The organism is Corallococcus sp. CA054B, assembly GCF_003611625.1.
GTDB classification, from domain to species: Bacteria; Myxococcota; Myxococcia; order Myxococcales; family Myxococcaceae; genus Corallococcus; species Corallococcus coralloides.
Genome location: NZ_RAVY01000267.1, coordinates 1 through 10,989, shown reverse-complemented (window position 1 = coordinate 10,989; position 10,989 = coordinate 1). Strand labels below are relative to the sequence as shown.

At 68.0% G+C, this 10,989-nt stretch carries 9 protein-coding genes, 1 tRNA gene and 1 pseudogene; 7 read left to right on the top strand and 4 right to left on the bottom strand.

Annotation, left to right across the window (positions count from 1 at the left end; translation table 11 throughout):
• Positions 1-300 (bottom strand): annotated as a pseudogene (locus tag D7V80_RS37645) (transcriptional regulator); the annotation flags it as partial.
• A 242-nt stretch (positions 301-542) separates the two neighbouring features.
• Between D7V80_RS37645 and D7V80_RS43255 the strand changes: the two are divergent.
• The 3 genes from D7V80_RS43255 to D7V80_RS37630 all read left to right on the top strand — a co-directional run bounded on the left by D7V80_RS43255 (position 543) and on the right by D7V80_RS37630 (position 4,104).
• On the top strand, positions 543-2,864 hold the full coding sequence (locus D7V80_RS43255; RefSeq protein ID WP_158616768.1) for a lamin tail domain-containing protein: 2,322 nt from the start codon (positions 543-545) through the stop codon (positions 2,862-2,864).
• An 89-nt stretch (positions 2,865-2,953) separates the two neighbouring features.
• Positions 2,954-3,541, top strand: a complete 588-nt coding sequence (locus tag D7V80_RS37635) for a hypothetical protein (RefSeq protein WP_147447348.1) — start codon at positions 2,954-2,956, stop codon at positions 3,539-3,541.
• On the top strand, positions 3,541-4,104 hold the full coding sequence (locus tag D7V80_RS37630; RefSeq protein WP_120592658.1) for a head protein: 564 nt from the start codon (positions 3,541-3,543) through the stop codon (positions 4,102-4,104). Before D7V80_RS37635 ends, D7V80_RS37630 begins: the two co-directional genes overlap by 1 nt.
• Positions 4,105-4,126: 22 nt before the next feature.
• Here D7V80_RS37630 and D7V80_RS37625 read toward each other — a convergent pair whose 3' ends face one another.
• A complete protein-coding gene (locus D7V80_RS37625) occupies positions 4,127-4,783 on the bottom strand; it encodes an outer membrane beta-barrel protein (RefSeq protein ID WP_120592657.1) in 657 nt (218 codons plus the stop codon).
• A 204-nt stretch (positions 4,784-4,987) separates the two neighbouring features.
• Between D7V80_RS37625 and D7V80_RS37620 the strand changes: the two genes are divergently transcribed.
• From D7V80_RS37620 to D7V80_RS37605, 4 genes are all read left to right on the top strand, one after another.
• A complete protein-coding gene (locus tag D7V80_RS37620; protein WP_120592656.1) occupies positions 4,988-5,677 on the top strand; it encodes a hypothetical protein in 690 nt (229 codons plus the stop codon).
• Positions 5,678-5,817: 140 nt separating this feature from the next.
• On the top strand, positions 5,818-6,747 hold the full coding sequence (locus tag D7V80_RS37615; protein ID WP_120592655.1) for a DUF2381 family protein: 930 nt from the start codon (positions 5,818-5,820) through the stop codon (positions 6,745-6,747).
• Positions 6,748-6,785: 38 nt separating this feature from the next.
• Positions 6,786-8,681 carry a serine/threonine-protein kinase gene (locus tag D7V80_RS37610; RefSeq protein WP_233586024.1) on the top strand — a complete coding sequence of 632 codons (1,896 nt, stop codon included), beginning with the start codon at positions 6,786-6,788 and terminating at the stop codon, positions 8,679-8,681.
• Between the two features lie 48 nt (positions 8,682-8,729).
• The gene (locus tag D7V80_RS37605) at positions 8,730-8,996 is read left to right on the top strand and encodes a hypothetical protein (protein ID WP_120592653.1); all 267 of its coding nucleotides are present in this window, start codon (positions 8,730-8,732) and stop codon (positions 8,994-8,996) included.
• Between the two features lie 15 nt (positions 8,997-9,011).
• Here D7V80_RS37605 and D7V80_RS37600 read toward each other — a convergent pair whose 3' ends face one another.
• Both D7V80_RS37600 and D7V80_RS42015 read right to left on the bottom strand, forming a co-directional pair.
• Positions 9,012-10,448, bottom strand: coding sequence for a hypothetical protein (locus D7V80_RS37600; RefSeq protein WP_147447347.1), 1,437 nt, complete (start codon positions 10,446-10,448; stop codon positions 9,012-9,014).
• A gap of 292 nt (positions 10,449-10,740) precedes the next feature.
• Positions 10,741-10,817 (bottom strand) — tRNA-Arg (locus D7V80_RS42015).
• Positions 10,818-10,989 lie beyond the last annotated feature (172 nt).

The window sequence follows — 10,989 nt, the reverse complement described above, 5'->3', positions numbered from 1 at the left end:
GGCTTCGGCGGCGGGCGGAGGGGTGGAGGGGGCGCCGGAGCCGGGCTTGAAGGCCTCCTCGACGGAGGTCTCCACGCGGCGCACGGCGGTCTCGATCTTCTCCGCGGCGGTCTTGGTGGTGGCGGCGGCCCAGGTGCGCAGCTGCACGAGGCCTTCCTTCACCTTGGCCTGCTTCTCCGGGTCCTTCACTTCCTTGAGGAGGCGCTCGGCCTCCCCGCGGAGGTCGTCCGTGGTGCGCTTGAGGTCCTCGCCGGTGCGCTTGAGGAAGTCCATCAACTGCCTGTCCCACTTCTCGGCCATGACGCGTCTCCTCCGTCTGCTCGAATCCATCCAACTGCACGTAGCGACCGCGCGCAAAGCCTTCCGCGCTGTCCGTGTAGGACGGCGGAGCGCGCCATTGATTGCCGCGTGGCAGTGCGTCAGGGGCGCCGCCGGGGTGCAAGCGGGTGGGCGCGCGACAGTCGGATGGCAGACACGTTAAGGTGCGTGCCCTCTTCCGGGAAGGCCGCGTTGGGGCGGGCCCGGTGCTGGAGTGTTCCCATATGCCGTCCCGGTCCATCCGAGCGCTGTCCTCGCTCGTCGTGCTCACGTCCCTGTTCGCGCTGGTCGCCTGTGGCTCCAACGAACCGGGCTCCGAGGGGCCGGTGCTGCCCCAGGTGACGCTGGCGGCGGCCACGGTGGGGGCGGCCTACGAGAAGGCGCTGACGGCGACGGGCGGCACGGCGCCGCTCACGTATTCGGTGGACCAGGTGCCGCCGGGCTTCTCCTTCTATGGAGACAGCGGGCGGCTGGTGGGCCCCGCGACGACGGCCGGCGAGTGGTCGATGACGGTGGTGGTGCGCGACGCGAAGGGCGCCCAGCACACGCGGGGCTACGCGTTGCGCGTGTGGCCGGCGCCGGTCATCACCACGACGCCGTCGCGGCTGCCGAACGCGCCCGAGGGCAAACCCTACACCTTCACCTTCACCGCCACGGGCGGGACGCCGCCCCTCACCTGGTCCAAGGAGCATGGCGCGATTCCGGACGGCCTGGATCTGACGGAGGACGGGATGCTGACCGGCACGCCGTTTGGCCCGGCGCTGTATGAGTTCACGCTGCGGGTGGAGGACGCCAACGGCGCCCACGCGGAGGCGGTCATCCAGGTGCCCGTGCCCACGTCGACCGGAGAGCTGCCCGACGGTGGCCCGGTGACGGATGGCGGGACGAAGACGGACGGCGGCACGGATGGCGGGACGCAGCCGACGGCGGCGCCGCTGAAGGTGGGCAACTGGAACATCGAGTGGTTCGGCTCCTTGACCGAGGGCCCCACGGACGAGGCGCTGCAGTTGGCCAACGCGACGGCGGTCATCGCGGACGCGGGGCCGGACGTGCTGGGCGTGGCGGAGATCGTCGGCGTGGACGCGTTCAACTCGCTGAAGGCGAACCTCGACGGCTACAGCGGCCTGCTCGCGGGTGATGGCTGGTACGGCTCGACGTCCCAGAAGGTGGGCCTGCTCTACAAGACGAGCACGGTGGAGCTGGTGAGCTCGAACGTCGTGCTGACGGAGTGCGCGCTGGACTTCGCGTACCGGCCGCCGCTGCGCGTGGACCTGAAGGTGCTCCGGGGCGGCTCACCGGTGGACCTGACGGTGATGGTGCTGCACATGAAGGCGTACGCGGACTCGGATTCGTACCTGCGGCGCAAGGGCGCGGCGGTGTGCCTCAAGGACTACCTGGACACGAACCTGCCGACGCAGAACGTGATGGTGCTGGGCGACTGGAACGACGACGTGGACGCGTCCATCTACACGCCCTACGAATCGCCGTACCTGAACCTGGTGACGGACTCCGCGCGCTACAAGTTCCTCACCCAGCAGCTGTCGGAGTCCGGGGAGCGCTCGACGGTGAGCAACAGCCAGTTCATCGACCATCAGCTGGTGACGAACGAGCTGGCGAAGTTCTACGTGGCGCCCACGAAGGTGCTCAAGCCGAGCATCGTCAGCTACAGGAGCACCACGTCGGACCACTACCCCATCTTCAGCACCTTCAACTTCGGCTCGGCCGCGCAGTCGGGGAGCGTGAAGGTCACCGCGCCCAACGGCGGTGAGACGCTGCAGGCGGGCCAGACGTTCAACATCACCTGGACGTCCAGCAACGTGTCGCAGGTGAACATCACGTACACGCTGGACGGGACGGTGTGGCGCGCGGTGGCGTCGGGCCTGACGGCGTCCACCGGCCGCTACACGTGGACGGTGCCGAATGAGTCCTCCACGGCCGTGCGGGTGCGTGTGGCGGACGCGGCGCGCGCGGACGTGGCGGACGTGAGCGACGGTGCGTTCACGCTGACGCGGCCGACGCAGCAGGTGTTCATCAACGAGTACCTGGCGCAGCCGCTCAATGGCCCCGCGGGGACGCCGGACTACGACCAGCAGTTCGTGGAGATCTACAACGCGGGGCCGGGGCTGGTGGACCTGAGCGGCTGGAAGATCCACGACGCGAAGTCGTACTCGGGCGCGGAGGCGGCGCGGCACACGTTCGTGTCGGGCACGGTGTTGCCGGCGGGCAAGGCGTACGTGGTGTACTCGGGGTCGTCCGCGGTGCCGGTGGGGGCGCAGTACGCGACGTACGCCAACAACAACGGCTTCGGGTTGCGGTTCGACCGGGGCATGAACCAGCAGGGCGCGGGTGACATCGTGTATCTGGTGCGCGCGGACGGGACGGTGCAGGACAGCCACTCGTACCAGAGCGCCAGCGTCGACGTGTACCCGGGCTATTCGTTCAACCGGAACCCGGACGCGAGCGCCATGGGGGATTGGGACTACTGCATCAACCTGGGCTACGACTACTCGACTCCAGGCCGCCGGGCGAACGGCAGCGCGTTCTGAGCGGTTCGCGGTGACATGACTTCCACCTGGGGTTCTGCTTGGGTGGAAGGATGCACGTCTGGATTCACATGGGGAGGGGCGTCACTGCCGTGGCGCTCTGCCTGTGGCTCGCGGCCTGTGGCGGGACGCGTGCGGCGGTGGCCCCGCCTTCGAGGGAAGAGCTTCCCCGGCGGGTGCTGCTCCTGAGGGAGGCCCCGGATGGGAGCTTCACCCAGGAATGGCGGCCCGCGGGGGACTTCGACCTCGCCCACTACGTGAAGGCCCCCGAGGGCCGGCGCATCGTGCGGACCGCGCGCTCCGTGCGGGACTGCGATGCGGAGCACATGGAGTGCATGCAGGAGTGCGTCAGCCGCCCCCTGCCCAAGGATTACGAGCACTACACGGTTCCGCGTGGCAAGGGAGGCATCGAGGAGTATTGCAACAACCGATGTCTGCGGCCCTACATGGACTGCATCGAACTTGAGAAGCTCCGGCCGCAGGAACTCTCCTCTGCGGAAGCCGCCTCCGATTGGGCTCGAAGGAATCAACGCTCCATCGCGGTAGGGAGCGCCGTGGTGATTGCCGGGGTCATCTTCGTCGTTGTATCGGCGGGAGCGGGCCTCATCGTCCTCGCTCCGGCGGTGTTGCTGGCAGATCTGTCCGTCACTCCAGAATCCCTCGTGGAGAGCACCCATTGATGCGCTTCATCGACGAACTGGAGATCATTGGCAGGCTCTTCTCTGAAAGCACCTCCGACAAGGACAAGGAGGGCCTTCGCTTCGCATCGGATGCCATCCGGTTCATCCTGAACACCGGTCAGGCGAATGAATTCGAGGCGTACATCCAGAGCCTTGATGCCTCCGCGCCTCCGCTGATCATCGCCCGTTTCAAGACCCGAGCCGAAGCGGAGGCGGGCATGAACGCGCGAGTGCCCCCCGTACGGCAGGCCTATGTGCTGATTGGAGACGACTACTACTCCGCCATGTTCGTACCAGCCACAGGGCGGACCCATCTGGTCTTCATGCCCCCCATCCCGGAGCATTACCTCCAAGAGATGGCGGACCGGCGACTCACTCCTTCGGGCCTGTCCTTCGCCACGAAGGAGGAGGCGGAGGCGTGGATGAACCAGCAGCCCACGCCCCCACAGCAGGTGGTCATCGATATCGGGGGTGCTCCGTATCTGGCCGCCTACCACCACCGCATCGACTACCGCGTCCTCTATCCCCTGCCCGCCCCCACGCCTCCGTCGCGGGAGACGTGAAGGCGGCACGGCGAGGCGGTGATTACAGCCGGAACTGCACGCGCACGCCCGGCTGGATCCAGACGTGGATCTGCTTCTCGCCGTCAGAGAGGTCGTTGCTGATCTCCCCGGCATTGCCCAAGCGGATCGAGCCCTTGTTGTACTGCCCCACGGACGCGGAGATGTAGGGCCCCACCGCGATGGAGCGGGTGAGCTGGAGGTCCACGCCGAAGTGGGCGTGGCCCAGGTCATAACCCTCGAGCTTGAACCAGGAGTTCCCCGCCCCTTCGCCCACCTCCAGCGAGCCGATTTCATAGCCCACGCCCACTCCCACCCACGGCGAGACGAAGCCGTCCGGCCGGAAGTGGTAGTCCAGGTCGATGCCGAAGCGCAGGACCTTGCTCTTGCAGTCCACGCCGTCCGCGCACGCGTCACCGGGACCGGAGCCGATGCCGTACTGGAAATAGCCGCCCAGCGAGAGCTGCCGGTTGAAGAAGTAGGCGACGTCCACCTGCGGCGCCACGGTGCTGCCGAACGTGTCCTTCAGCGAGAGGTCCGTGCCGGAGTCGCCCACCGGAATGCCGAAGGCGCCGCGCACGCCCAGCGCGAGCCCGGAGTTCGAGGGTTCCTGCGCCGCCGCAGGCAACGCGCCCAGGCAGGAGGTCAGCGCCAGCGATGCGATGAAGTGTCGAGCAGTCATGTCATCCAGGGTGAAGGGGCCGTCATCCGACGGCGTTGGGTGTTGGGCACGTACTGCAAGCCCACGGCCAGGGTTCACTGGATGCGGGCACCCGGGCTTCGCACGTCGCGAGGGATTGGAACAGCACTGAAGCGCGACAGGAATGTCAGTCTTTCGTTACAGGTCATGGCAGGTTCGCACCGAGCCAGAGCCCTGGAGCAAGCCATGTCCTTCCTGCCGACCGAAGACTCCGACATCGTCCGCTGGCTGCGCGCCGAGCGCGAGGCCCGTGGGCTGGCCCGCATCGAGCTGTCCGCTTCGTTGAAGCATCAAGGGGAACTGCTGGATGACACGTTGCTCTTCACGGCGCCGGACGGAGCGCTGACGTTCGGTTCGCTGCCGGAGGCGCCGCGCGCCCAGGTCCAGGGACTGATGCGGCGGCATCACGCGTCGGCGCCCGGGCTGGGAGACCTCGCGCTGTCCATCGTCTGCGACGCGCACGCGGCGCCGCGCATCCAGATGACGAACGCGGCCACGCGGGAGCATGACGCGAAGGAGCAGGCCCGCGCGGAGGCCCACTTCGATTCGCGCAAGTACGGGCGCGCGCTGGCGCAGCGGGTGGCGGAGCTGCTGGACGCGGGAGCGGACCTGTCCATCACCGTCGACCCGCGCGAGGGCGTGTCCCGCGCGCTGTGGAGGTCCGGGGATGGCACGTACGCGCAGGGGCTGCGGTACATCCAGGGAGACTCCCAGCCGAAGCGGACCTTCGCGTCGCGGGAGGAGTTCAGCCGCTGGCTGGCGGAGCAGAGCGACGAGTCCCTGGCGAAGGAGGACTTCCCGGACGACCCTCGCATGTGGGGAGTCGCGACGTTCAACCGCGAGTTCTTCGCGCGGAAGACGGGCCGGCGGTCTTAGGTAGGCCTTTTCCCCAAGGATGCTTGAGGTAGGCTGGGTTTTCCTTGCCCAGCCGCCACAGCCAAGGGCCTTCCAGGCCCCGTGCATTCCCATGCGTGTCACCCCTATCTGTTAGGTTTGAAGGATGGAGGTGACCCGTGATGTCGCTGTCCACTTCGGTCATTCCCCTGGTGCTGACGGTCCTGCTGGGCACCACGGCGGTGGCGCAGTCCCGCACTCCCTTGGTCAGGGAGCGCAAGTCCCGGCAGCTCACGCTGCGCGCGGAGGAACCGCCGGTGCTGTATCCGCTGCATGTCGCGGCCCATGAAGTGACCACCCTCACCTTCGATGCTCCCATCGTTCCGGAGTCCGTGGACCGGAGCGTGCTCGCGCCCTACTTCACTCGCGTGTCGGTGCATGAAGACGTGCTCGTCCTCAAGGCGTCCATGGACATCCCCGCTGGCAAGGAGCCTGTGATCACGGTGCGCTTCGCGGGCTCGAGTGCTCCGGAGCGGGTGGCGTTCGTGCTCACGACCGTGACGGCGGAGGTGGACTCGCAGGTGGAGGTGTTCCGGCAGGGACGCACCGCGCAGGATTTGGGGAAGGAGCTCGCGGACCTGCGGGCCCGTTGCGCTGTCACCGAGGCGGGGCTCGCGACACTGCGTGCGCAGTGCGCGCTGCGTGGACTGGGTGGCGCGGTGTTGATGGGGGATGTCACCCGGGAAGGTGTCACCGTGGACTACTTGCCGGAGCTTCCCGTGAGCATGGGCATGACCGCCATAGGTCCCCACGTGCTCTACCGCTCGGCGAGCACCCGAGCCCTGTCGACATCGCTGCTCAATCCCGAGGGTTCAGCCCCCTGGACCCCTGGCTTCGCACGGATGACGCCGCGCGGCCCCAACGTCCACGGGATGCCGATCCGTGAGCTTCCCCTGCTCATGCAGGTCAAACAGCTGGCTCCCGGGGATCGAGCCACCGTGGTGGTGGAGTGGCGCGCGCTTCCGGAGCTGCCCGTGGGCACGCACTTCACCTTGGAGCTGCTGGACGCGAAGGGCGAACGCGGCGTCCGCTGGGAACAGGGGGTGCCATGAGTCCAAACGAGACAACGCCCGGCGAGCACGCGGGGCGCATGCGTCACGCATCCACGAAACCTGCCCAGAAGGCCTTCAGCCCTGCCCCTCCTTCCGTTCGGCTGATGGTGGTGGACGCGCTTGCCGCTGGCACCCTCATCGGCCCCTGGCACGTCGTCCAGCGAGTGGCGGCAGGCGGATACGGCACGGTCTACGTCGTGCACGCGAAGCATCGTCCACGCGGCAGGCGGTACGCCCTGAAGCTCGCTCGCCAACCCGACAGCCCCTGGTTCTCACGCGAAGCGGAAGTGCTGTCCCGCTTGCGGCATCCAGGAGTGCCTCGCTTCGTTGCCGCGGGAAACTGGCAGCCGGGCTCCGGGAGCTACCCCTTCCTGGTCATGGAGCACGTGGAAGGGGAGTCGCTTTATGCGTGGGCCCGCGCTCGCAACCCCACGGCTCGGGAGGTGTGCGCATTGTTCATGCAGGCCGCGGAGGTCCTGGCCTTCGCGCACCAACGTGACGTCCTGCACCGTGACTTCAAGGGAGACAACATCCGCGTCCAGCCCGGCGGACGGCTCACCCTGCTGGATTGGGGCGCGGGCTGGCATCCCGAGGCGGAGCCGCTGACCGGAACGGGGCAGCCTCCTCCCGGCACGGCGCTCTACGCCAGTCCACAGCTCCACCGCTGGCGGATGGAAGTGCCTTCAAGGCAGGCACGGGAATCTCTTCGCTACAGCGTGACGGATGAACTGTACGCGGTGGGCGTCACCTTCCATCGGGTGCTGACAGACGCCTATCCAGCGCTCCCGCAGGCTGGAGAGGGATGGGCACGCGCATGGCCCAACCCGCGTGTGCCGGAAGCGCTGGCATCGCTCGTCACGCGCCTGCTCGCACTCTCGCCCGAAGCACGACCTCCGAGCGCATCCGCACTGGTCTCCGAACTGCATCAGGTCCTGGCCCATGTGGATCCAACGTGGGATCTGCCCCTGTTCGACTGGGCCATCCCGATCTCTGCATCTTCACGCACGACGCAGGAGGTGCCCGGGATGGCGGGGCCCATGGCTCCAGGCCAGGAGGTGCCGCTCCAGCACGCACGCCTCCAGCGCCTGGACCGGATCCAACGCCTTCGCGAAGCACGCGAACTGCGTCGCCGTGTCCCCGGGCAGGTCGCCCGGGTGGAAGCTCGGGCCATCCTCGCCGCGAACAGGGCGCGCCGCCGACAGGCGCTGCGGCCCCTGTTGCGCTGGGCAGCCGCGGGAGTCGCTGGCGTGCTGGCTCTCGTATCGCTGGTCTGGAGCCTGGGGGTCTTCTCGAGGTCCGACATCCACGCGCCAGAGCGGTCCTCCACGCCTCTCGTGGCGCGAGTGCCCGGGCCCGACCAAGCTGCCGCGTCCGGAGCGGCCCTTCCCTTCCCCGCGCCGCTTCCGCTGGAGAAGGAAGCCATGAGCATCCCCTTGAAGCAGGACCGCCCGGTTCGCGGCCGCTCGCTGGCGCGAGACTGCACGTTGGCCGTCGGCGCGGCATCGACCCTCATCGCTTGCGCGGGTGCGCAGGTGATGCCCAAGCCCCAACGCTGCTCCACGGAGGCACTGGAAGCGATGAAGGCGCTGAATCTTCGGCGGGATGGAAAGGCAGCCATCACGCTCGACATCCGCTATCCCTTCCGTCCGGACGCCATCCTGGCCACCGTGGGCGACGGAGACATCGTCAGCGTCCTGGAGGAAAAGCACGGCGGGCTTCCGGAAGGGACCCTGCTCTATGGACGGCTGTGGACGGCGGGCGAGGAGGTGGTGGGCCGCTACACACGAGCGGAGACGCCTGACGGCCGCACCTACCCGGTCTGCTTCGTCCTCGGGAACAGTGACGGCCGGTGGCCGAAGGCCCCGGGCTCCAAGCCCGGCGCCGTCGTCCTGCCTCGAAACGTGGGCTACACCGTGGTGGACGCGTTCCCCTAATCACAGCGTCACGGCCATGCGCCATGCGCCTGCGGTAAGACCCGGGGGATGAGTCACATCCTGGCGAACGAAGCGCTTCGCTCCGTCGTGCTCTACCAGCCCAAGTCCACCGAGGGCTGGCGCTACGCCATCTACACCCAGGAAGGCGTCACGGATGGGAGGTTGCTCGACAGCACTCCCTCCACTTCATTCGAGGAGGCCCGGGCCCGGATGGAGCAGACGCTGGTGGAGCTCTTCGGCCGCCCCTCCGCGGTCCGCTGGAAGGAGACCTCTCCGGGGTGGTGGACGGGCGAAGCGCTGGAGGGCCCAGCGTGAGCGGCCCACGCCGCGCTACTCCAGCAGGTCCAGGACCGCCAGGGGTTCCTTGGGTTCCAGCAGGTCCAGCCGGTGGCGGGCCTTCACGGCCAGCTCCAGGGGCTGAACCCCATGGCGGAACCAGGCATGCGCGATGCGGTCGATGCCCGCGCCAATCAATGGCGCCGCCGTCCGCAGGCTGGCGCGGAGAGCCACCGCGTTCGTCTTCCCACCGTGCAGCACCAGGTTCCGCTGCCGATAGAGCCGGCGGAATGCCCGCACCGCATAGCCCTCCACGTCCTTCAGTCTCTTGCGAGGATCCTTGAGCACTCCCTCCATGCGTGCGACCGCCGCCCGGTGACTCCAGACCGGCTCTGCCCAGGTGAGCGGCCAGGCCTGCAGGATGGCCTCGCCCATCACGGATGCGCGCTCATGATTGCTCGCGCACCGCAGGAGTTGCTCCCGCGGAGGACTGCCGCTGCTTCTGACTTGCAGGGAGGCCAGCAACGTCAACTCCGCCCTGGGGAACGAGCACGCCACCAGGGAAGCCAACCGGTCACCGGCAGGTGATTTCTGACCATCCTCGGGCGCGACCAGCAACGCTTCGATGGCGGCCCAGCCAGCGGCCACCGCGACCACTGCGGGTGCATCCAACTGACCCAGCAACTCAAACGCCGCGTCGACACGGCTGGGCGGTCCGGATGCGAAGAGCTGGTCCTGACGCTCCAGGCTGCGAACCTCGACCCTCCGATGCCGACGGAGCGGCAGTGGCCGCGGGATGCCTTCGACGTACGCATGCTCTCCATGCCGCATCGGATGGCCTGTTCCAATGAGAAGCCGGGCGAAGAGTTTCTCCACCGTTTCCGAGGCCCGCTCCGCCGCGGCGAAGGCATCGCGGGCGTGAACCGTCAGCAACCATCCTCCGCTCTGCCGAACATGGGCAGCATCGAATCCATTCGCGAGGAACCACTTCGAAACCGTGGGCGCGTCACACCACTCGCGCGGTGGAGGCCCCTGGAGGCCCAGCGCGTTGTGCACGGTCAGGAGGACCTGGAAGCACGAAGGTGGCGTGCGAGCCAGGACATGGGCGTCCTCCAGCAACTCCGAAAGGCGATAGGTCTGCGTGGAATGGATGAGCCGGTAGGTCAGCCAGCGGTGGAGGAAGTCGGGGCTGAACCCTGCATCCAGGAGATGAGACGCCACGGCACGGGCCACCCGCTCCGGTTTCACCGGAACGCCCCGCGCGAGCTGCCCGGCCCAGCGCGTCAGGTACGACGCATCAATCTCTTCCGTGAGACGGTGCACCGCGGGCAGTTCGCCGGAGCGAGGCCTCAACGGCGAGCCAAGCAGACGCTGCAACAGGCTCCGGGACTGAGGGGCGATGCCTTCATCCGGTCCCAGGGTCCGAGACAATTCATTCGCCAGCCACTCGACCGCTTTGTCAGCGAGGACGCCCTCCGGGACGGCCTCCACCGCCTCCAACAGCTCACGGAGGCTGAGCACCGTTCCCACCTCCCAGAGTCCGCGGAACCATGCGGTGCGAGCCGAGAAGAACTCCAAGAGACGTGCCGCCACCCGCTGTGAGCTGTCCTTGCTTTCGAGCACCGAGCGCCTTACTTTTCGAGCAGGTCGCTAGACCGCCCTCTATTCGGAGGCCGTCACCCGCCGGGAGTCGTTCATCCCCTTGGGTCGCGGCCTCCATTTTTTTGTCCGCGGACAGGGTGACGGCTTCCGCCTCTCCTGTTTCCGCGAACCTCCCCCGCGCTCGATGCAGGATTCGAACCCGCGGCCTTTGGCTCCGGAGGCCAGGGGCAGTCCCGTCCAGCCGTTATCAGCCCTTCGCAAACCCTCGGAACCGCTGGGAATTCGGAGTCCGGGCGCGTCCAGCGTAACCGTCCGGCCAACGACGTGCCGCGAGGGATTGCCGGGGTAGCGGCGCGCGGCGGACGCTTCCGGGCATGGCGAAGCAGGTGGAGAAGCCGGAGTGGGCGCGCGTGGCGGAAGCGTTCGAGGC

What these genes read in the sequence shown, in the direction of transcription:
- D7V80_RS37615 (WP_120592655.1), top strand. Translation starts at nt 5,818, where the DNA reads ATGTCGCTGTCCACTTCGGTCATTCCCCTGGTGCTGACGGTCCTGCTG.
- D7V80_RS37625 (WP_120592657.1), bottom strand. Translation starts at nt 4,783, where the DNA reads ATGACTGCTCGACACTTCATCGCATCGCTGGCGCTGACCTCCTGCCTG.
- D7V80_RS37630 (WP_120592658.1), top strand. Translation starts at nt 3,541, where the DNA reads ATGCGCTTCATCGACGAACTGGAGATCATTGGCAGGCTCTTCTCTGAA.
- D7V80_RS43255 (WP_158616768.1), top strand. Translation starts at nt 543, where the DNA reads ATGCCGTCCCGGTCCATCCGAGCGCTGTCCTCGCTCGTCGTGCTCACG.
- D7V80_RS37605 (WP_120592653.1), top strand. Translation starts at nt 8,730, where the DNA reads ATGAGTCACATCCTGGCGAACGAAGCGCTTCGCTCCGTCGTGCTCTAC.
- D7V80_RS37610 (WP_233586024.1), top strand. Translation starts at nt 6,786, where the DNA reads ATGCGTCACGCATCCACGAAACCTGCCCAGAAGGCCTTCAGCCCTGCC.
- D7V80_RS37620 (WP_120592656.1), top strand. Translation starts at nt 4,988, where the DNA reads ATGTCCTTCCTGCCGACCGAAGACTCCGACATCGTCCGCTGGCTGCGC.